The sequence below is a fragment of the Flavobacterium sp. 38-13 genome (assembly GCF_001899155.1).
Taxonomy (GTDB): domain Bacteria; phylum Bacteroidota; class Bacteroidia; order Flavobacteriales; family Flavobacteriaceae; genus Flavobacterium; species Flavobacterium lindanitolerans.
This window is the reverse complement of the sequence record NZ_MKVG01000023.1, coordinates 22,187-41,782: the sequence shown is the minus strand read 5'-3', so window position 1 is coordinate 41,782 and position 19,596 is coordinate 22,187. Positions and strand designations below refer to the sequence as shown.

Genomic DNA, 19,596 nt, shown 5'->3' with positions numbered 1-19,596 from the left:
TTTTTAAGTTTTAAAGATTAATTTACTAAGCGGATTGCCAATTTCTGATTTCAGGCATAGGCATCGATAATTTTAGATGTCCATTCACTGGCCATTTCAGCCGTAGCACGGTCGGCCCGGTCAAAAAAGAAATGCTGTCTGATGTTAAGTCCGCAATAGGTATAAATGCCCTTGTCCGACGTCAGTTTTAGGGCATTATCCATACCTGTTTCCCCATATTCCGCAGCCGACTTCCCATGTGAATTAATGATATAGGCCAATTTGCCCGTTAGTAGTCCTTTTTGTATGCCCTGGTCGTAACGGTAGGCAAAACCATAACTGAACACCCTGTCGATATATCCTTTCATGATAGCGGGCATGCCCGTCCACCAGATAGGATAGATAAAGGTGATGGCATCTGCCCATGTGATGTATTCCTGTTCCCTGCTGACTTGTTCGCTAACCATACCCTTACGCTGTCCTTCCATGTCTTCCAGCGACAGAACGGGGTCAAAACCTAATTGGTAGAGGTCACGCACCATTACTTCATGGTTCTGTTGTTTAAGTGTTTTTTCAACGGTTTGCCTGAATAAGCTGTTGAGGCTTGTCCCATTAGGATGGGCATAAATAATAAGATGTTTCATGCTTCTTCTTTTTAAGTGATTGTCTGAAGCAAAGGTATAGGGGTTAAAAGTGGGAAAATTGTAAGAAAACGAAAAGCACGGGTGTTAAATGGCCTGACAGATATCCTGCTGAAACTTCACGAAAGTTTTGGGAGAAAGACCTATAAAATGCTGAAAATCATGAATAAGCTGGCTTTGGTCATAATAGCCGCATTGCCCAATAATCTCAAACCAATCGACTTCACTTGCGGAAGCCATTGCCTGCTCTATGAAATCAATTGCCTTGATGAAACGCTGATATCTGTTGATTTCCTTTGCACTGTAGCCAAAGTGTTTTTTGTGCTTCAGTTGAATATTACGTTCGCTTTGTCCCATTTCCTCTGCAACGGATTTGATGGGATTTACGGGACCTGATTTGAGCTTTACCAACAAGGTGGAAGTGGTATTTTGTAGTCGTAGGTAAGGTCTGCAAAAGTCCAGAATACGGTCGATTCTTTCCGTTACTTTGTCGATACTATTAAGTTGGTGCCACAAACAGGTAAAACAGTTTTCTTCCATGGCTTCATCCGGATGGACAGGCAAGTGACCGGAAAGGGAGGCCTTACCGAAAAAACGATAAAAGGCGTCATCCTTAAAATTGGCGACCAGTATCTTTGCGCCGGGCGGGAGTGAATATTCAAATGCCTGTTTGATGGGCCCCAACACAATGCATTTGTCCATTTCTATTGCTGTGCCCTGTTTGGAAACCAAGGATGCCCGGGCTCCAAAATTAAAAACCATAATCGTCTGGAAAGAAGGCAGCAAGGTCTTGCTAAGGATGCTTGTACCATTATTTTCCGCACTATAAAAATGGGAAAATACATCTCCGAATTCCTGCGGAACGGGCAGTCTATAGTGATGATATGAAGGTTCTTCTGACACTATTGTTCATTTTTATTATTTCTCCAACTTCGGTTATTTTTAAATCTTTTTATTTTAGAGCTGATTTGGTCTGATAATTTTTAACGTGCTTGGAAAGTCTTTAATTTATACATTCTCTGAAACCGAACCATGAAAATCAGTGCCTTTGCCACATTCATAAGTTTTTTTAATACTTTTTATTAAAGCTATGATTCAATAAAAAATAGTATAAAGATTAAAGTTGCTTTTACCATTATGAATGGTTTAAGGAATATAAAATTATAAATTAATAGATTCCAATAGCGGATTTATCTTTTTATTTTCCAGACATTTTTTTCCTTTTGCAACTAACTATTACTGTTTTATTCTTTTATAAATTTTGTTGAAACATAGCTCCCATTTTCAAGGCTAATCCTTAAAAAATACATCCCGTTTAAAATTCCGGAAACATCATAAGCATAAGGTGAAACCTGATTTACAGTTATTCTTTTTCCCGTCATGTCATAAACCGAAATTTCCTGTAGGGTTTTATTCGTCCGGATAGTAAGAATATCTTTAACCGGATTGGGGAAAATGGTGGCTTCTACAGCTTTATTTTCCGGAAGTCGCAATCTACAGTCTTCAATATTCATATACGAATCTACCAACATTGGCGAAGACATTTCGGAACAGCCATTAACCGTAGTCAACACCCTGTAGGCTCTTCCGGGTTCAACCTGCAAGGATTGATTTGTTGCCCCGTTTATTGGGCTTGTTTCATCATACCATTGATAGCTATCTGCTGGCTGTGTCCAAAGTGTTCCAGTTTCATCCGGGCAAAGTAAAAGATTTGGGTAAATGGTATTCGTGTGGGCGCAAAAATTTACGGTACGTTCAAAAACCGACTCTATATTCTGCCCTAAAAAACATTTGTAGGAAGTCAGTCTGATTGTATAAGTCCCATCGGCAGAATAACTATGTGTTGGCGTGCGGTCTGTTGCTGTTGTCCCGTCACCAAAATCCCATATAAAGGAATTTCTGTAAGTGGTATCATTGCGGTTTATTTTTATCTCATTATGGCCGGTTCCTATAACATAATCAAAATCTGAAACCGGGACATATCTTCCTATATACCATTGTTCCATCTGGTCAAACACTAAAGTTTTAGCCACATTTCTTATAATGGATGCCGTATTTGCATCCAAACCATAATTATTAGAAATCTGTCCGGGATTTTTTCTGAAAATAGTAGCATAAAAGCAACAGGCGGCAAGATAAGAACCGGCTACAGACGGATGGCTGCCATCAGCCTGATACAACTCTATGGAAGGGTAATTTTCCCTTATATGTTTCCAGACTACTCCCACAGGTGTAATTTCGGATTCGAACAAATCTGACATGCTTACATATCGGTTCGTCAATTGGGTCTGCATTCCGTCATAAGTACACACGCCCGGATTTGCAGAACAATTTTGAGTATCCCCGTTTTTATATCCCCAGGTCATAAAAGACATAACCTGTGCACAAGGCTTATTTGCTTTTATAAACGTTGTCAGGTTATTAAACCCGTTCATGAATCCGCTTGGAATTATAAATGCCGGCCGTTGGCTTTGCTCCTGTAATATGATATAATCCCAATTTTGTGACCTGATTTTGTTTAATGAAACAGTGCTTGCAAAATGGTCTTCCAAAGTATATCCTCCTATTAAATGGCTGTCATAAACTAAAACATCACCCACACTGGCAGCCAATTCAGAAATTATATAGGGCAGGTCATTTACATAAGTATAACTGTTCCCTAAAAACAACACCTTTCTTGTCTGATTCTGACCGGATGCTTTTACCATAAAAAGCAATAGTATTAACAGGACTAAATTTTTCATAGTATTTTAAGAAATATTAAATGAGCCGCTAAAGCCAAACCGATTCAAAATTACATGTTTCTTTTTATATAAAATTGTACAGAAACGACATAAAGCCAATCCTTTATAGTTCATAAATACCGGATTTAATTTGTAAAAAATTCTGTAAGGCTTCTCAAAAAAAATATAACACCCATCAACAGGGTATTTATGAACTTTATACTAAAAGCTAACATAAAGACCTATGGAATCAAAAAACAAAAAAAAGAAGGATTTTTTTGAAACTTTCGCTTCAAAAGTTGCTCATGCGACAGGCTCCACACCCGCTTTTCTGGTCGCTTTTGCTATAGTAGTAACCTGGGGAATATGCGGTCCTGTTTTTAACTATTCCGAAACCTGGCAGCTGGTAATCAATACCGGAACTACAATTATCACTTTCCTGATGGTTTTCCTTATCCAAAAATCTCAAAACAAGGATTCGCTTGCCATGCAGTTAAAACTTAATGAGCTTTTGGCTTCCAGCAAACTGGCCAGCAATCGCCTTGTGGATATTGAAGACCTTACTGAAGAAGAAATGCTAATCATTAACAGGTATTACAGCAAGCTGAATGAATTGGCTAAAAAAGAAAGGGCACTTCACGAATCGCATTCACTTGATGAAGCCAAAGAAGGACATCAATACAAAATACGCCCCAACAAGCTGAAAAAGAGCAAACGTCCGGTAACAAAGAAACCACAAAATCCTAAAAACACTTAATCCTTACATCATGGCCATAGAAAGTATTTTAGAATGCAGCAAACTTATAGCCGGGAAAAAATTAAAGATTGCTTTCGCTGAAAGCGCGACTGCGGGATGGCTCGCCTCAGAATTTTCATTCGTCCCGGAATCCGGAGAGATATTTTTGGGCGGTATTGTTTGTTATGATGTTTGTGTAAAAGAAGAGCTCTTTGGCATTCCTAAAGAAACCATCGAAAAATATACGGCAGAATCTTCTGAAGTAACAGAATTGCTTGCAGAAAAACTGGTGAATTTTTTTAAAAATGATATTTCAGTAGCCATTACCGGATTAACGTCACCTGGCGGTAGCGAAACTCCGGAAAAACCTGTGGGAACTATGTTTATCCACATCAAAATGAGTGACAAAAAATATGTCGCCCACAGAGAAGTATTTACGGGCAGTCCCAAAGAAATTATTTCCCAGACTATAAACAAGGTAGGACTTTTGCTGATTGAATTGCTAAGCACTTAAAATTCAATAATTACTATTTCATTCTATGGAAGCCGGGCGTATTTACAACTTTACACTAAAATCATATAATCCCTTATTCGTTAAAGCATACTAATTTTGGTAGGCAAGGAATAACAGTTATACCTAAAGTAAGTCCTGCATCTATAACTTTAATAAAAAAAATGATTATGAAAAAAGTAATTTTAACCATGATGGCAGTATTGGCATTGAACCTCGCCTCTGCTCAAACGGATACGACGAAAACGGATACTTCGCGTACACAGACAAGCAAAAAACAATCTTCGACGCAACAAAAACGTCATCACGCAAAGAAAAAAAGTGATCAGAAGGATATGCAAAAAGACACTATTAATGATCGGGATAGAAAAACCCGCAAAAACACCAGCCCAACAGGAACGGGCAAGCAGTAAATTAAACCCGGCTCATGCCGGGTTGCTTATCTAAACGGGAATGTCACCTTCCCATATTGTTTACTTTTAATGTTTTTTTATGAGCAAAAATAATACAATGAATCGCCGCGAAGCGCTAGGCGGAATCGGGGCAGTATTAGCTACTGTAGCTTTACAGCCTGTTATGGCGGAAAATTTAGGGACTATGGAAACAGTAGCACTTAAGGATTTAGAAGACCCTACTACAAAATATCCTCGACCGCCATTTAAAGGGCAATCCCAACCCTGGCCCGGACTTGCCGGTAAGATGGAACCCCGTCCGGACCATGGTGAAAAGAGCTATAAAGGTTCGGGACGTCTGAAAGGAAGAAAAGCACTGATTACCGGAGGTGATTCCGGTATGGGGAGAGCCGCAGCTATTGCCTATGCCAGAGAAGGAGCTGATGTGGCCATAAACTATTTACCTGCTGAAGAAGAAGATGCCCGAGAAGTTATACAGCTTATTAAGGCAGCCGGACGAAAGGGTATTGCTATTCCAGGCGACCTGCGTGATGAAGCCTTTTGCAACAGGCTGGTTTCTGAAGCAGTTACTGCATTGGGTGGACTTGACATAGTAGTAAATAATGCCGCCAGACAACAGGCAAATGACTCTATCCTTGCCATTTCAACAGAAGAATTTGACTGGACAATGAAAACCAATATCTATGCTCCTTTTTGGATAATCAAAGCGGCATTGCCACACCTGAAACCCGGTTCTTCTATTATTGGCACCAGTTCACAACAAGCATACGACCCAACGGAAGATTTATATGATTATGCCCAGACCAAAGCTGCTACAACCAACTATATAAAATCATTAGCCAAACAACTTGGCCCAAAAGGCATTCGGGTGAATGGCGTAGCTCCCGGACCTATATGGACACCATTACAGGTGAGCGGTGGAGCAAGCCAGGAAAAATTAAAACAATTCGGTAAAGATACACCATTAGGCAGACCAGGACAGCCAGTCGAACTTGCTTCTATCTATGTGCAGCTTGCCGCTAACGATGCCAGTTTTTCAACCGGGCAAATTTATGGAGCCAGTGGTGGTTCAGGACAACCTTAAGTAATACGAATTTTTCGTAAATTTTCTATTGATGGTCCATTCACCACTTTGCCTTCATGCGTAAATCGGGAACCATGACACGGACAATCAAATGATTTTTCGTCATTATTCCATTGTACGATACAGCCCAAATGGGGACATACTGCATTAAAAGCACTTAGCTTATTGTCATAATCACGGTATACCGCTATTTTACGTATGCCATGGGAAAGGACACCACCCTGCCCCGGTTCAAGGTCGGCAATATTTTGGAGGTCGGGACTGCCTATCCAGTCGATATATTGTGCGGCCATATTGCCTGCTTCTTTTAAAAAATCGATGGCAGTGCTTAAAGTAATGCGGGAAGGGCTGTACAATTCCTGCCATCTATTAGGAATGCCTCTAATGCTATCGCAGATAATCATACCGCCCAATGTGGCGTGTGTCATTCCGTTTCCTGAATCGCCGGTTATGATGTAGATGTTCTCATCACCCGGGTTTTTGCCCATAAATCCTAAGGAATCAACCGGTTCAATAATCTGGCCTGACCAACGGTAGGATAAATCTCCAAGCATAGGAAAACGTTCACGCGTCCAGGCTTCCAGTTTGTCATAACGTGCAGACTCCAGAAGGGACTCCTCATCTCCCTGCCCTGTTTTATGGTCTTCTCCACCCACTATGAGCAGGTCATTTTCTGAATCATATTCCGCTAACCTTGCATAATGATACGGTTGTGATACCCATTTGGAATCCATGTCGCCCGTATCCCACCATAAAGCATAAGGAAGCAGACCTTTCCTGATTTTGCCGGCAATGACATAACTTCTGTAAGCATGTTGTTTGGTGTGCATTGTCAGAACATCATTTACGGGAGAATTTGTTGCTACAACTATGTAGTCTGCCCTAAAAGCAAATCCATTTACCGTAGCTCCTTCTTTAGTGATGTTTTCAGCATGTGCTTCTGTGTAAATAATCCCTCCATAACTTGTTATTGCTTTTGCAAGTCCGCTCAAATACTGAAGTATATGGAATTGAGCCTGATTAGGAAAAACAATACATCTTTGGTCACTGCCTCCAGCCATAGTTGGAATTTTTGGCAACAGGGTTGTGGAAATTCCTGCTCTTTGCGAGGCTTCCAGTTCCTTATCAAGATTCTCTTCCTTATCTGATGGATGCAGGAATAAGTAACCATTTACTCTCCTGAATGCACAATCAATATGTTCTGTTCTGATAATTTTCTCAATTTCATCAATTGCCGCCGTGTGGCTTTCTGCCGATAATGCGGCCGCTTCTTTTCCAAAAACCCGCTCCAGATAATAATAACGGTCATCAAGTGCATTACTTAAATGGGCCGTAGTTCTTCCTGTTTCACCGCTTCCTATAAATCCGTCTTCTACAACTATGACTTTCTTTCCTGCTTTTGAAAGAAGGTAGGCAGTAGTAAGTCCTGCAATACCACCACCAATAATCAGTACTTCGGTTTTTGCAGGACCTTCCGGTTTTTTAAAAGAAATTATGGGCGTAGTATCTATCCAAAAGGATACATTATCGCCTGAAGAAATGAGTGCATCGCTGAAATTATCCATAGTATTTTATTCAATTAAGAAAGAGTACATGTATCTAAAAAAATTTATTGTCCGTCATTAGTATCGCCTCCGGGTGAGGTTTTGCTTCGCGGACCATGTGCCCTGTTTGCCTTTTGGTTATTATAGCGGCTGTCTCCGTTTTCAGGAACCTGACTGTCAACTATCGTCTTCCCTTTATTGAGCTGCCCATCTTTTGTGTTTGTTGTTTCATTGTCGTCCGAACCAAAATCACCGGAACCACTATATTGATTACGGGCCGTATCTTTATCGTCTGTAGCTTTTGCAGCTGTTTTGTTAGCTGCCGGCTTTTCTTTTTTTGATTGCTCTTTTTGATTATCCTTTTTCATGTCTGTATTTTTTAAGTTATCCATCTTATTCCATTCTGTCCGGAAAAAGATTGTCCTATTAAATTTCCAAATAAAAACTACTTCGGGCATTATATAATTTTAAAATAAACTTACATGACGTTTTTGAGCGCATCTGGCCTTAAATTATATAATAATTTCTGAGCTTTTTAGTAGGTAAAAAAGACAGGAACAGATTACATTTGGATACAGAAATATCTTTATTTTAATTATGAAGAAACGCATCCATAACCAGACTTCTTTGTTCGGGCCTGACTATGCCTATCTTGTCGTACTTTCTCCTCCGGACGACATTAAGGCTGATATAGCCCTGATCAAGAAGGAACTGAATGCTATTGCGGATATTACGGAAAAGAACGTCCATTCTATTGCCCATATTACCCTAACAGACCGACGTACGGACGACGAAGCCTTACCTGAAATTATAAAGGAACTGACATCCGGAAGCAAGCCTTTCCCGATAAAAGTGCAGGGTTGGGATTATTTTGACCACAAAAACAGCGTTACCGTTTATTTAAAAATCAATAATCCGGAACCTATTATAGAGTTAATGATTTCTGTGAAATCCAAAGCCAGAACTCCCCATATTAGCCTGGCGAAAAAAATCCCATATAAAACATTTGAGGTACTAAAGCCTTATCTTGAAAAATTGGAGTATACTGCCGAATGGACCTGTAAGGAAGTTACAGTGCTTAAAAAGCTGATGTCTAAAAAAGAACTTGGATTTAAGGACAGGGTGTCGATACCGCTGCAATAAGAGTGACTATTGCCCTCTATTCCAGATCAATGACATGCAATTTCTGCCTGGTGTGAAAAAAATACAAATGCCATTCTTCATTAATAGCATAATAACGTTTGCCATCTGAAGTTGCCACACCTTCCACCTGATGGAAAGGAATCCTAAGCTTAATCTGTTTCATATTGCCGCCAAAAAAATCATGGTTTTCAGTTTCTGGAAATACGAGCAAAAAAGGCCTGAGCAAGAGGTTGTAGCCACAAAGCACAAGTTGTTTTGTTCCGCTATCATAAGAAGCTCCTGTAATCAGTATTCTCGTTTTTAACGTCGATTTGTATTTGGCAATAGAGAGGCCAGGCCGGTTTGATAATGTAAAAATTCTGGTTCGCCTTTCTCTTTTTTGTTCTTTGGTAAAAAGATACAGGCTATCGCCAACAACGGTTATTGCTTCACAGTTAAAATTGATTTTTTTCCGTTTTCCATCGGTCAATGTTTCCGGCCAAGTAAACCGAATCTTTTCAATGGAAGGCTTTTGCCTGATCAAATCGTGTTTGCCAATACGGAGAATTTCGACCGTATCTTTCTTTTCTGTATTGTTTCCGGTAGCACCCAGATAGAAATAATCCTCATCTTGTGCCAAATCTTCCCAATCATTGTTTGCCACTCCGGGCAGCAAATATTTTTCTATAATTTTTCCCGTTGCAGTATCTAACGAAAATAGTACCGGTTCACCGCTATCGTTATGAGTCCACAGCATTCCTTTCCAGACACATAACCCGGAACCTTCAGGAATTTCATGACTTAATTGAAAAGTTTGGGAAACTTTGAGCCTGCACTTTTTACGTGTTGGCTTTTTAAACACTTCCAGTTCCGGCTTTTGCTGTATCTGCGCATGGGCAATGCCTGAGGAAAGCAGCACTAAAAAAATAGCTGTAAATAAGCGCAGTATTCTATGCTTCACTTTATTTTTACAGCTATCCTTTCTCTTTATTAGATAATCCATTCTTTTTAGATTATGGCTTTAGTACTACTTTTACGCAGTTATCTTCTCTTTTACTAAACACATCATACATTTTTGAGGCCTCAGACAGCGGAACTTTATGAGTTATAATGTCCTCCAGCACCACCTTGCCTGTGGCTACCAAATCAATCAGGTGGTCTATATAGTTGTGTACAGGAGCTTGTCCTCCCCTAAGTTTGATTCCCTTGTCAAACCATTGGTGCAGCGGAAAATTATCATAAGGCGACCCGTAAACTCCAACAACAGTAACTGTGCCTCCGCGTCTCACGGCATCCATACAAAAGCCTAATACTTTCATGGTTCCTACTTCGCCCTGAATTAAATTTTTAGCTTTACTCAAAAAACTTTGGTCAGCTTCCATCCCAACGGCATCTACACAAACATCAGCACCATAGCCACCGGTCATGTCACGAATCATTTCGACCGCATCATTATCTTTCGCGTTTATAGTTTCTACATTTGCTGCCTTGCCAGCCATATCCAAACGATATTGGCGGGTGTCAATACCAATAACCCTTCCTGCTCCGCGGATCCACGCTGATTTCATTGCCATAATTCCCACCGGACCGCATCCGAAAACAGCCACTGTTTCGCCTCCTTTTAATGCTGCCCAGTCAATAGCAGACCAACCGGTTGGAAAAATATCCGTCAGAAAAAGAGCCTGCTCATCGGTTAGATTCTCCGGCACTACCCTTGGTCCATAATCTGCATAGGGCACTCTCACAAATTCAGCCTGCCCGCCACTATATCCGCCATACAAATCTGTATATCCAAATAAGGCACCGCCTTTACCTTTTAATAATTCACCTTCCGGACCATAGTGTTCCGGATTTGAATTTTCGCAATGTGTTGGAAGATTGAGATTACAAAAATGGCAGGTGCCGCAGGAAATAGGAAAAGGAACAACCACCCTGTCTCCTTTTTTCAGATTTCTCACACTTGCACCCACTTCTTCAACTATGCCCATAAATTCATGTCCGAGTACCAAATTTCGCGGTTGCGGAAAGAATCCGTTATAGATATGAAGGTCAGAGCCGCAAATTGCGGTCGATGTGACTTTTAGTACAACATCCCTGCTTTGTTCAATAATTGGATCGGGTACCGTATCTACCCGAACATCTTTTGGCTTATGGAATACTAATGCTTTCATAGTAATTGATTTTAATGACTTGTTACTTCGGTTTTCACAGCAGGTATTTTTGCTTAACCTGACTTATCATAAAGTTGGTACTTTTAATTACCCGTTGCATTATAGCATTTTATGCAAAAATTGCAGGATTTGGCAGACAGGGCTTAAACCCGATTTGATTTTAATAATTCCTTCATTTCAAGTGCATTTAAGACGCCTGCGGTGCTGGCAGTATTATTGAAATAGACGAATACTTCTTTAAATTCATTTGCGCTGAGAATCTCACTTTGAGCTTTTTCTAATATTTCCCGGTCATAGGCTGAATAAAATAATTTAGGATTTCCATGAAATCTTACATAGCCAATGTCAGAAGTCACCATAATATCTGAAGGCAGTTTAGGATAATTCACACTGCAAAAGGTTATATTTCTTTGCTTTAAAACTTCAAATACTTCGGGTCTCCACCAATTTTGATTACGAAATTCGACTACGTTTTTAAATTCAGGGTTCAGGCTCCCTGCTATCAGTTCCAGACCTGAGGCACTATAATCAAACCCTGGTGGCAATTGAAATAAGACACAACCTAATTTTCCGGCAAGTCCTTCACTACTCACCTCATAAAAATCTTCTATTAGCTGTCTGCATTCTTTAAACCTGTGAATATGGGTAATTTGTTTTGGCGCTTTTATTGAAAACAGGAAGTTTTCGGGTGTTTTATTGTGCCATGACTGCAAACTTTTAAGTGTAGGAAACCTGTAAAATGTCGAATTGAGCTCATAGGTAGAAAAATGTTCGCAGTAATATTCAAACCATTTGGTTTTAGGTAAATTTTCCGGATAGAAAACACCTTTCCAGTCAGCAGTATTATAACTGGAACAGCCTATGTATATATTTTTCTTTTTCATTGGTACAGTATCTGGCAATTCTCACAAAAAAAGCTCCTGCGTTTTTTCACTCCTGTATATTTCTTCAAAATTGGGAGGTCACATCGAAGACATGTTTTTTTGGTATGGGCAAGCCAATGTTTTTTAAGTTCAAACTTTTTTTTCCATTCCAAAAACTGAAAGCTGTAATTTCTGGCTTCTTCTATAATCTCGTCCCTTTTTTTTGAAGGGATTTTTCCGACTAAGGATTCCGGATGAACACGAACCCTGTACAGTACTTCATTTTTTATAATATTGCCAACACCGGAAAAAATGTCCTGTTCCAGCAGAGCATCGCAAATTTGTTTGTTCGGGATGTTTTTTAATTTTTCTCTGGTCTGTTTCGGATTCCAGTTTTCGTTCATCACGTCTGCACTCCAGTCATAATGCAGGTTAACATCCCCTTCCAATATTTTTACAGAGGAAGAATAGAAATTTATTTCACCCGATGGAAAAGTCAGGTTGAGGCGAACCGGAGCATCTTTGGTTTCATTAATTCTATAAGTTCCAAACAGCAGGAAATGGATACGGACTGTAAAATCTTTAAAACAAATCAGAAAGTGCTTGCCCCAACTTCGGAAAGCGATTACTTTTTTACTTAACAGTCTGTTCTGGTCAATTTTGCTGTTTCCGGAAACGGAAATAATTTCCTGACCTTCAAACTGCCTGGCTTCTTCTTTTAAAATAACTATGCTTGGACCTTCGGGCATTTTCTTCTATTTAAATCATCAATCAGGATAGGTGTTTTCCAACTCCTTTTCTACAGTTTCCACAGCAATTTTATACAACTCCGGATTGCCTTTGTCTGCTTCTCTTAATACGGCAAGACATTCTTTGAGAAACAGTAGTGCAAAATCAGGGTCGTTTGCCGCTATTTCCCTGCAATTATCAATAATGTCTGCATATTTTATAGTCTGTGATTCCGGACTTGTTAACTTTATACGCTCCAGTTCATGCCTTTTTCTTTTTTTCCTGTTCCATTGCGGATAATTCTCTTTAACATACACATCTGTTAATTCCTTAACGAACAATAAAGTTTCTGAAACATCTTCATCTGATAAGAGCATTTTTAAAAAGGAGGCAATTTGCTTTTCATTAACAGCGGTGTCTTCCAAAACATCATGCAACAGGGCTGCTGCAAGCACTGGAAGCCTGTCATCATACTGCCTGCAGATTTTCATAACCCGAACAGGATGGACAATATAACGCTCAGGAGAATATTTGCGCATTTGATTTCCATGCGCTTTATCTGCATAATGTTCTATTTCTTTGAGGATATCTTCCATGGCTTATTTTCTGTTACAAACCAAAAACTATTCTAAAGTTTCAGGCCGATACTTAAAATTAAGCACCTCATCAAAATAGTATCTTATATTATTTCTGGTTTTGTTTGTAGGTTACTGCATGATTTGGTTGTATTAGCAGCATTCAATCCTACAACATTTTGAAGGAAAAATATAAGCCTCAATAATTTTTATTTTGGAAATTAGACAATACCATTCCAGTAATTGATTTAAGCGCACTCAATGGAAACAACAACCATAATAGGCACCCTTGCGGCCATTTTCACTACTATTGCGAATATTCCGCAAGCTTATAAAATAATAAAAGATAAGACCAGCAAAGGTGTTTCTGCCGGAACTTATCTGGTTTTGCTAATCGGAACATCACTTTGGACAGCTTATGGCATCCTCAAGTCGGACTGGCCGCTTATTATCACAAACTCTATTTCTTCTTTATTGAGTATTGTTATACTGATTCTCCACCAGATTCCTGACAGGAAAATAAAAAAAGTAAACAAGGTGCTTTCAAATACTGGCAGCAAAAAATAAAATCCGGATATGGGGATATAGGCATCAGACAACAAATACAAATGTTTCCCTGTTTAATTCTGCCGATTGAAACTGCCAGTTCATTTTTATTACTTTCCTTAGGGTTTCTTTGAGTGTTTCAAAATCATTGGGTTTTTTGACATAAATATTGGCTCCGGCAATCAGTGAATCTTCAATATCTTTTTCAGCCGAGGATGTTGAATAAATTACCACAGACAGTTTTTGATATTTTTCATCTTTTCTTATTTCACGCAATATTTCTATACCTCCAAGGGTAGGCATGTTGAGGTCAAGAAAAACAATGTCCGGAATTTCTGCTGTTGTATACAGATAATCCAGTATTTCACGTCCATCTTTAAATATTGTAAGGTTTTTGCCGGAATCCAGTTCATTGAATGCTTCTTCAAAAAGTAATCGGTCGTCTGTATCGTCATCTACAAGTATAATCTGCATCAATTTGTCTGAGGTTTTCATTTTGTTTAGTTGATAGTGTTTAGTTTTTAGTGTATAGTTGATAGTTGATAGTGTTTGCTTCTATTCCAAAAAATACTATGGCATAAAAATTGCTACTATATAGTTATCCGAAGATTAAAAATCAGTTAACGAAATAGCGTTGCCAGCTTTCTGGTAGAAAGCATTTCTAAATTGATGTTTAGGAATAAAATAGTCCGAAAGGACTTTGATGTAAAAATCTCCTCAAGTACGAGGGTTGAATAAAAGATTAACTAAGATAAGTATTGTTAAATACAATTAAAAGAATTTAACATTTTATTTTTCAGGTTGCCTGAAAAACGTATCTCTTTAGAACACAAAATATTGGAAAATTATTAAAATTTATATCCCGGCAAATTAAAAAAAGAACTGTCTTTTTATATATATTTGCTCCACAGTGCGTGTCACTTTGATTCATACATTTTACTTCACAAGCATATTGCTTACTGCTAAATCTTCTTAGGTCTAGCGAGAATATTGATGTTTATTTATAAAACCTGTTCGTACAAAAACTACGTTACGGAAAGGAAAATAGCACCAAAAATTTTATACAATTCAACCTAAATCTCAAGGTGGAAATATCGAATTACGATTCGTTCTTTCCATGCAATAACAATTTGACTTTCCGGTAAAATGTGTTTCGGTAAAAAAGGCGCACAAGTCATAACCAAGAATGAAGAAAAAAACAGATGAAGGCTATATGTCTCATCTCGAAAACGAGTTGAGACAACGAAATGCGGAATTGGAAAAAAACAGAGAGCTCTTGCAGGCTACTCTGGACAGTTCATTGGATATGGTTCAGGTATTTGAAGCTGTCCGTGATGAAAAAGGTAAAATAATAGATTTTATATGGGTCCTGAATAATTATACTTCAGAAACCTATTATGGTGATGTTATAGGCCAAAGCCTGTTGAAAAACAATCCGGGTGTTGTTCATACCGGAATATTTAACAGCTTTGTCGAGGTAACTGAAACGGGCATACCTCAACAATATGAGAAGCATTATGTAAATGAGCAGTTTGACGGCTGGTTTTACCAATCTGTTGTAAAACTGAATGATGGAGTGGCAACTTCAACTTCTGATATAACGGCACGAAAATTGGCCGATGACAGAATAAATGCGCTCAATAAGGAACTCAGCCAGAAAAACCGTGAACTTGAATCCTTAAACTCGGAGCTAACTACATTTAATAATATCGCCGCAAATGATTACAGGGAAACCTTGCAATCATTATATATGTATCTGGAATTTATTATCAAGACAGATGCTCCCAACATTAGTAATGCCGGAAAGGCCAACATTAGAAAAGCCCAGGGCGCCATACAAAAGCTAAAATTGCTGACAGAAGACATCGTTTCGTTTTCCAGGATTCCGGCCATGGATAGCAATCTGACATCTGTTGATTTGGAAGAACTGCTCAATGCACTTCTTTCAGATATGGCACAAAAAATCAGTGAAAAAGAGGCAATTATCACACGTTCCGGGATATTCCCGGCCATTACAGGATATCCTTTATTACTGTCGCTTCTGTTTTATCATTTAATTGATAACGCACTAAAATTCCTGCCGAAAGGGAAAAATCCGGAAATTAAGATAAGTAGTTCTGTATGTTCTGAAGGAGCATGCAAAGGAATGTACGAAATAAGCATTGAAGATAATGGTATCGGATTTGACCAAAATCAGGCAGAAAATTTATTTGCCATTTTTTTCAGATTGCATGACAGGAGTATATACAAAGGTTCCGGAATTGGATTGGCTGTCTGCAAAAAGATTATGGATTTGCACAACGGGCATATTGTTGCCATATCTGATGGAAATGGGGCGATTTTTAAATGCTATTTTCCTGTTTAAGCAAGCATAAAAATATGTAAAGCCCGCAATGCGGGCTTTATAATATTCCTAAAAACAAATCTGATTAATCTGACCTTCGCCTGCCTTCTTCGAGTGCAGCCGAATCTCTTTGTGTCGGACCTACAGCTGTTCCCGGCTTGTTCATAGTATCTTTTGTACCGCTACTAATGGTTCCTTCATTAGTAAACGTTTCCTTTTGGCTGGCTCCATCAGATTCATATCGGTTGGTGTTGTTATCCCTGCATGACAATATCATAACCATACAGGCTATAAGAATGAGCAGGAATATGTATTTATCACTATTTTTCATCATACTTATTTTTTACGGTTATCTATTTTTTCCTTAAGGCTTTTTGCGTGTTCAAGGTGTTCCGTCAGCGTTGGTATTTTGTTGGTTGCCCAATATCTGATTTCTTCATCTGCCGCTTCTTCAGCCGCCTCAGTCATTTTATCGATTGCCTTTTCATGACCTTTAACCATCATTTCGGCAAATTTTTTATCAAAATCCAATCCGCTCTTTTTATTAAGGTCGTCATATTCTTTTCGCGCCTCTTCCGTCATTGAATCCGGCAATGAGATATTTTTTCTTGCAGCCAGTTTCTTGACATCTCCGGCAGATTGGGAGTGGTCGTCTACCAGCATTTTTCCAAAAGCCTTAACATCAGGGTCAGTACTCTTTTCCTGGGCAAGTTTTCCAATTTCAATTTCCTTACTGTCTGTTTCTGCCGCCTCTACCAAATAACGGGAGTCTTTTTCATCCTGTTTGGAGTTATCAAACTTTTCTTCATTTTCTTCCTGTGCAATTTCTTTAGCATCAATGTTTTTATCCTTTTTGCAGGAATTAAAGACAAAAGCAAATAAGATAATCGTTCCCGTAAAAAATAGATTCTTAAGAATTTTATTCGTTTTCATAGTTTCTTTTTATTGATTATGGTTAAACAACTAATTTACAAATTGTTATTGGCTTAAAATTTACAGGATAGTTCTTAAAATATTACATCATTAATTATTTCAACCTGACTCTTCAAAGATTTGTCTGTTATTCAGCGTAGTCTTTTTTCAAATTTGTCCTGAACATTTTGTGAAATATAAGTAGCCAGTTTTTTACCCGAAACAGCCAGCTTTTTCATTTTTTCAACAGCCTCTTTTCCTGTACTGGCATAAGTATAAAGATAGATGTCACCATCCATAAACTGCACAGCAATACCTTCCGGTACGATTTCGTATGCCTTGATTCCGGATTGTCCGCTGCTATTTTTATAAGTAACCATCATAATGAATTACCAACTGATTTTGACCTTGCTGTTGCCTGTGATTGCGTATTGCATCAGCCCTGGTGCTATTGATTTTGAGGCAATAGTATCAGTATGTGTGCTAACCTTATGCTCCCGATGACCAATTATATAGACATGACAAGGCATCAATGAAGAACCTAATGTATGGAAGTGCAAACTATTGCTGATTTTTCGGAATCCTTTAACCGGATAGTCCACAAAAAACAGAAGGTCTTCTTCCTCCAGTCTATAATATTGCCTTGATACAACGGCAAAAGGCAATCCGGCCCCATATACTTCCTGTCCTACCTGCCCCGCTTTTTCCCATCCGTCATTAAGGTCTTCCAACGGAATCCAAAGCGAATGTTGCAGTTCTCCTGTCCGGACTTCGTCAGATAAAATGTCGCGTGGTAGCATTGGCGGATAGTAGTAGGGCATTCGTGACAGCGAATATTTTATAAATTCAGATAGCAGCAATAATAATCCTGACGGCATGGTAATTCCTTCTGAAGACAACACATAATCATAGAGCGCTGCATATACTTCAACTTCTTCATAAGCTGCCGAATAAGGTGCTTCATTGAGTGGAAATACAGTAAAAAAATTGGGATAATGCTTTGTGTTTCCATAATTGCATTCCGCAAGCCTCACATTTTTGAACAACCCCGCCAAACAGGCGAAACTTGATTCGAGATAATTCTGTTTTCCGGTCAGTTTGAACAATTCCAAAAGCGCCGTCGCCGCAAATGCCGTATTATTGGCCTGGTAAAATATATCGAAACCCAATCCTTCCAGTTTCCTTGCTGCTTTTTCTGCTTCTCTAAAATAAAGCGGATTATCCGTAAGTTTCCACACCAACAACATTAAATGGACATAGGAACCTGCCACATCTCTCTCACCTCCTCTCCCCGGCTCTGTCTCTTTCCGTATCACTTCGAGGGTATCCATTTTATAAAATACAGGCCATTCATATTTGAAATGTCTGGCTACTTTAACTGCAAAATCAACAGACTTTAATAGTAATTTCTTAGAGATTTTATCACCCGCCAAAGCTAACCTTGCAAGATTCATGAGCGGATGATGCAGGTACCAGGAATCCATGACCATTTCTTTTTTCTGTTCCTCAGAATTATCGAGTTCCTCACTAAGTGCAGGAAGCCATCGGACAATACTTTTAATACGGTCATCATAAAATTCCGGCAATGTACATTTCAACTCATTATATAATTCCGGTTTTATCTTTTTCCAGTCTGAAAACTCTTTTAGCGGAAGCAATACCGACAGCTGTACCATTATTTCAGGAGGAGTTTTATAGTCACATAAATAAGCATTCAGGTAAGGAATTCCGTCTGCCTGTGTCCAACAACCTTTATTATGTTGCAAGTCGTCCATTGCTTTTTGGCTGAGTGATAACCAGTCATGGTATTCCGTATCAGGTTTTGGCAGGTGTATATAAACATTCGCAAGATTTTCTATAAAAGATTGGGTAATTTCCGGCTCCGATACGGGAACTGTTTCGCTCAGCAATACAAACGCATCTGTCAACACTACTTTTTTTCCGGCTGGTAACGGATTTTCTTGCGATACCGGCAATTGAAACCCTATTTCCGGCCATTCACCGCCTACGGTTTCGCCAATAGACGTTTGGGTAGCTTCGCAATAATCCGAAAGTGCACTTAGATTTTGAAAATAAAATACAGAGCCGGTTTTAGGCCGTGTCAGGCTGAAATAAATTAGTCCGGAACGCGTCCCAATCTGGCTGGTATGAATTTTCGCCGACGTATTTTCAAAACTTCCTGTTTTAGTTAACGGAACAATATCTCTTGGCCAGAAGGGAATACAGAACGAAAAATCAGCTTCAAAAGTGGTAGTATATCTCACTAGATGTCCTTTCTTTTCAGGAAAGCTTACTTCTGAATTGTATTTTCCCAAACGGGTATTGGCTCTGATTTGTAATAGGCCTTTGCGGTCTGTTACCACAACATTTTCAAAATGACCATTTAATGCAAAAGCTATCCTGAAAGCAGTTCTTGTTTTATCAGGCCAAACGGCTACAATCCATAGGGAATCGCCGGTATTGAAAAGTTCAAAATTAAAACCGGATTGTAATGTTGAGGCAATCAGTTCTGCTGTTTCAATATCAGACTGCGCCATGGCTGTCCATGAGGTAAACTTTTTATCCATATTTGTTTTAAGGCTTTAGCAGTATAAATTTAGACCTCCCCCTGTAAAGAGCTTTTATATAATCTCACACAGGATTTATATGTTAATTTTTTGTCTGAACCAGTCCTTATGGACTACTATATAACTTCTGTTCAGT

General features: G+C 38.9%; 22 protein-coding genes. 7 read left to right on the top strand and 15 right to left on the bottom strand.

Going from position 1 to position 19,596, the window contains the following annotated elements; all coding sequences use genetic code 11:
• Nucleotides 1-50 precede the first annotated feature (50 nt).
• The 3 genes from BGO88_RS16940 to BGO88_RS16930 all read right to left on the bottom strand — a co-directional run bounded on the left by BGO88_RS16940 (nt 51) and on the right by BGO88_RS16930 (nt 3,364).
• Nucleotides 51-623, bottom strand: a complete 573-nt coding sequence (locus tag BGO88_RS16940; RefSeq protein WP_286707683.1) for an NAD(P)H-dependent oxidoreductase — start codon at nt 621-623, stop codon at nt 51-53.
• Nucleotides 624-707: 84 nt separating this feature from the next.
• Nucleotides 708-1,523, bottom strand: coding sequence for a helix-turn-helix transcriptional regulator (locus tag BGO88_RS16935; RefSeq protein ID WP_286707682.1), 816 nt, complete (start codon nt 1,521-1,523; stop codon nt 708-710).
• A gap of 341 nt (nt 1,524-1,864) precedes the next feature.
• On the bottom strand, nt 1,865-3,364 hold the full coding sequence (locus BGO88_RS16930; RefSeq protein WP_286707681.1) for a T9SS type A sorting domain-containing protein: 1,500 nt from the start codon (nt 3,362-3,364) through the stop codon (nt 1,865-1,867).
• A gap of 223 nt (nt 3,365-3,587) precedes the next feature.
• Between BGO88_RS16930 and BGO88_RS16925 the strand changes: the two genes are divergently transcribed.
• From BGO88_RS16925 to BGO88_RS16910, 4 genes are all read left to right on the top strand, one after another.
• Nucleotides 3,588-4,100, top strand: coding sequence for a low affinity iron permease family protein (locus tag BGO88_RS16925; protein WP_286707680.1), 513 nt, complete (start codon nt 3,588-3,590; stop codon nt 4,098-4,100).
• A 10-nt stretch (nt 4,101-4,110) separates the two neighbouring features.
• Nucleotides 4,111-4,593 carry a CinA family protein gene (locus BGO88_RS16920; RefSeq protein WP_286707679.1) on the top strand — a complete coding sequence of 161 codons (483 nt, stop codon included), beginning with the start codon at nt 4,111-4,113 and terminating at the stop codon, nt 4,591-4,593.
• Between the two features lie 167 nt (nt 4,594-4,760).
• A complete protein-coding gene (locus BGO88_RS16915) occupies nt 4,761-5,003 on the top strand; it encodes a hypothetical protein (protein WP_286707678.1) in 243 nt (80 codons plus the stop codon).
• 79 nt (nt 5,004-5,082) lie between these two features.
• Entirely contained in the window at nt 5,083-6,087 is a 1,005-nt protein-coding gene (locus BGO88_RS16910) for an SDR family oxidoreductase (RefSeq protein WP_286707677.1), read from the top strand.
• On the opposite strand, the gene BGO88_RS16905 is transcribed toward BGO88_RS16910, so the two are convergent.
• Both BGO88_RS16905 and BGO88_RS16900 read right to left on the bottom strand, forming a co-directional pair.
• Nucleotides 6,084-7,652 carry an FAD-dependent oxidoreductase gene (locus BGO88_RS16905; RefSeq protein WP_286707676.1) on the bottom strand — a complete coding sequence of 523 codons (1,569 nt, stop codon included), beginning with the start codon at nt 7,650-7,652 and terminating at the stop codon, nt 6,084-6,086. The two genes, BGO88_RS16910 and BGO88_RS16905, sit on opposite strands and share 4 nt — an antisense overlap.
• A gap of 44 nt (nt 7,653-7,696) precedes the next feature.
• Nucleotides 7,697-7,999 carry a hypothetical protein gene (locus tag BGO88_RS16900; protein WP_273237812.1) on the bottom strand — a complete coding sequence of 101 codons (303 nt, stop codon included), beginning with the start codon at nt 7,997-7,999 and terminating at the stop codon, nt 7,697-7,699.
• 229 nt (nt 8,000-8,228) lie between these two features.
• On the opposite strand from BGO88_RS16900, the gene BGO88_RS16895 reads away from it, so the two are divergent.
• A complete protein-coding gene (locus BGO88_RS16895) occupies nt 8,229-8,774 on the top strand; it encodes a 2'-5' RNA ligase family protein (protein ID WP_286707675.1) in 546 nt (181 codons plus the stop codon).
• Nucleotides 8,775-8,790: 16 nt separating this feature from the next.
• Here the strand turns inward: BGO88_RS16895 and BGO88_RS16890 are convergent, their stop codons facing one another.
• From BGO88_RS16890 to BGO88_RS16870, 5 genes are all read right to left on the bottom strand, one after another.
• The gene (locus BGO88_RS16890) at nt 8,791-9,756 is read right to left on the bottom strand and encodes a T9SS C-terminal target domain-containing protein (RefSeq protein WP_286707674.1); all 966 of its coding nucleotides are present in this window, start codon (nt 9,754-9,756) and stop codon (nt 8,791-8,793) included.
• 10 nt (nt 9,757-9,766) lie between these two features.
• On the bottom strand, nt 9,767-10,924 hold the full coding sequence (locus BGO88_RS16885; protein WP_286707673.1) for a zinc-dependent alcohol dehydrogenase: 1,158 nt from the start codon (nt 10,922-10,924) through the stop codon (nt 9,767-9,769).
• A 143-nt stretch (nt 10,925-11,067) separates the two neighbouring features.
• On the bottom strand, nt 11,068-11,808 hold the full coding sequence (locus BGO88_RS16880; RefSeq protein WP_286707672.1) for a DUF72 domain-containing protein: 741 nt from the start codon (nt 11,806-11,808) through the stop codon (nt 11,068-11,070).
• Complete coding sequence (locus tag BGO88_RS16875; protein WP_286707671.1) at nt 11,805-12,536, bottom strand: endonuclease; 732 nt, start codon at nt 12,534-12,536, stop codon at nt 11,805-11,807. The genes BGO88_RS16880 and BGO88_RS16875 overlap by 4 nt, the downstream gene beginning before the upstream one ends.
• Before the next feature lie 18 nt (nt 12,537-12,554).
• On the bottom strand, nt 12,555-13,112 hold the full coding sequence (locus tag BGO88_RS16870) for an HD domain-containing protein (protein WP_286707670.1): 558 nt from the start codon (nt 13,110-13,112) through the stop codon (nt 12,555-12,557).
• Nucleotides 13,113-13,352: 240 nt separating this feature from the next.
• Here BGO88_RS16870 and BGO88_RS16865 point away from each other — a divergent pair, with 240 nt between their 5' ends.
• On the top strand, nt 13,353-13,658 hold the full coding sequence (locus BGO88_RS16865) for a SemiSWEET family sugar transporter (protein WP_286707669.1): 306 nt from the start codon (nt 13,353-13,355) through the stop codon (nt 13,656-13,658).
• A gap of 24 nt (nt 13,659-13,682) precedes the next feature.
• Here BGO88_RS16865 and BGO88_RS16860 read toward each other — a convergent pair whose 3' ends face one another.
• Complete coding sequence (locus tag BGO88_RS16860; protein WP_286707668.1) at nt 13,683-14,132, bottom strand: response regulator; 450 nt, start codon at nt 14,130-14,132, stop codon at nt 13,683-13,685.
• A 691-nt stretch (nt 14,133-14,823) separates the two neighbouring features.
• Between BGO88_RS16860 and BGO88_RS16855 the strand changes: the two genes are divergently transcribed.
• Nucleotides 14,824-16,002: a sensor histidine kinase gene (locus BGO88_RS16855; RefSeq protein WP_286707667.1), complete on the top strand. Its 1,179-nt coding sequence runs from the start codon at nt 14,824-14,826 to the stop codon at nt 16,000-16,002.
• A 64-nt stretch (nt 16,003-16,066) separates the two neighbouring features.
• On the opposite strand, the gene BGO88_RS16850 is transcribed toward BGO88_RS16855, so the two are convergent.
• From BGO88_RS16850 to BGO88_RS16835, 4 genes are all read right to left on the bottom strand, one after another.
• The gene (locus tag BGO88_RS16850) at nt 16,067-16,315 is read right to left on the bottom strand and encodes a hypothetical protein (RefSeq protein WP_286707666.1); all 249 of its coding nucleotides are present in this window, start codon (nt 16,313-16,315) and stop codon (nt 16,067-16,069) included.
• 2 nt (nt 16,316-16,317) lie between these two features.
• Nucleotides 16,318-16,914 (bottom strand): DUF4142 domain-containing protein, encoded by a 597-nt coding sequence (locus BGO88_RS16845; protein WP_286707665.1) that lies wholly within the window; start codon nt 16,912-16,914, stop codon nt 16,318-16,320.
• Nucleotides 16,915-17,045: 131 nt separating this feature from the next.
• Nucleotides 17,046-17,276 carry a hypothetical protein gene (locus BGO88_RS16840; protein ID WP_245867842.1) on the bottom strand — a complete coding sequence of 77 codons (231 nt, stop codon included), beginning with the start codon at nt 17,274-17,276 and terminating at the stop codon, nt 17,046-17,048.
• A 6-nt stretch (nt 17,277-17,282) separates the two neighbouring features.
• Nucleotides 17,283-19,460: a hypothetical protein gene (locus BGO88_RS16835; protein ID WP_286707664.1), complete on the bottom strand. Its 2,178-nt coding sequence runs from the start codon at nt 19,458-19,460 to the stop codon at nt 17,283-17,285.
• Nucleotides 19,461-19,596: the final 136 nt, after the last annotated feature.

Coding starts and splice junctions, on each gene's coding strand:
- BGO88_RS16940 (WP_286707683.1), bottom strand. CDS start 623: ATGAAACATCTTATTATTTATGCCCATCCTAATGGGACAAGCCTCAAC.
- BGO88_RS16930 (WP_286707681.1), bottom strand. CDS start 3,364: ATGAAAAATTTAGTCCTGTTAATACTATTGCTTTTTATGGTAAAAGCA.
- BGO88_RS16925 (WP_286707680.1), top strand. CDS start 3,588: ATGGAATCAAAAAACAAAAAAAAGAAGGATTTTTTTGAAACTTTCGCT.
- BGO88_RS16920 (WP_286707679.1), top strand. CDS start 4,111: ATGGCCATAGAAAGTATTTTAGAATGCAGCAAACTTATAGCCGGGAAA.
- BGO88_RS16915 (WP_286707678.1), top strand. CDS start 4,761: ATGAAAAAAGTAATTTTAACCATGATGGCAGTATTGGCATTGAACCTC.
- BGO88_RS16910 (WP_286707677.1), top strand. CDS start 5,083: ATGAGCAAAAATAATACAATGAATCGCCGCGAAGCGCTAGGCGGAATC.
- BGO88_RS16905 (WP_286707676.1), bottom strand. CDS start 7,652: ATGGATAATTTCAGCGATGCACTCATTTCTTCAGGCGATAATGTATCC.
- BGO88_RS16900 (WP_273237812.1), bottom strand. CDS start 7,999: ATGAAAAAGGATAATCAAAAAGAGCAATCAAAAAAAGAAAAGCCGGCA.
- BGO88_RS16895 (WP_286707675.1), top strand. CDS start 8,229: ATGAAGAAACGCATCCATAACCAGACTTCTTTGTTCGGGCCTGACTAT.
- BGO88_RS16890 (WP_286707674.1), bottom strand. CDS start 9,756: ATGGATTATCTAATAAAGAGAAAGGATAGCTGTAAAAATAAAGTGAAG.
- BGO88_RS16885 (WP_286707673.1), bottom strand. CDS start 10,924: ATGAAAGCATTAGTATTCCATAAGCCAAAAGATGTTCGGGTAGATACG.
- BGO88_RS16880 (WP_286707672.1), bottom strand. CDS start 11,808: ATGAAAAAGAAAAATATATACATAGGCTGTTCCAGTTATAATACTGCT.
- BGO88_RS16875 (WP_286707671.1), bottom strand. CDS start 12,536: ATGCCCGAAGGTCCAAGCATAGTTATTTTAAAAGAAGAAGCCAGGCAG.
- BGO88_RS16870 (WP_286707670.1), bottom strand. CDS start 13,112: ATGGAAGATATCCTCAAAGAAATAGAACATTATGCAGATAAAGCGCAT.
- BGO88_RS16865 (WP_286707669.1), top strand. CDS start 13,353: ATGGAAACAACAACCATAATAGGCACCCTTGCGGCCATTTTCACTACT.
- BGO88_RS16860 (WP_286707668.1), bottom strand. CDS start 14,132: ATGAAAACCTCAGACAAATTGATGCAGATTATACTTGTAGATGACGAT.
- BGO88_RS16855 (WP_286707667.1), top strand. CDS start 14,824: ATGAAGAAAAAAACAGATGAAGGCTATATGTCTCATCTCGAAAACGAG.
- BGO88_RS16850 (WP_286707666.1), bottom strand. CDS start 16,315: ATGATGAAAAATAGTGATAAATACATATTCCTGCTCATTCTTATAGCC.
- BGO88_RS16845 (WP_286707665.1), bottom strand. CDS start 16,914: ATGAAAACGAATAAAATTCTTAAGAATCTATTTTTTACGGGAACGATT.
- BGO88_RS16840 (WP_245867842.1), bottom strand. CDS start 17,276: ATGATGGTTACTTATAAAAATAGCAGCGGACAATCCGGAATCAAGGCA.
- BGO88_RS16835 (WP_286707664.1), bottom strand. CDS start 19,460: ATGGATAAAAAGTTTACCTCATGGACAGCCATGGCGCAGTCTGATATT.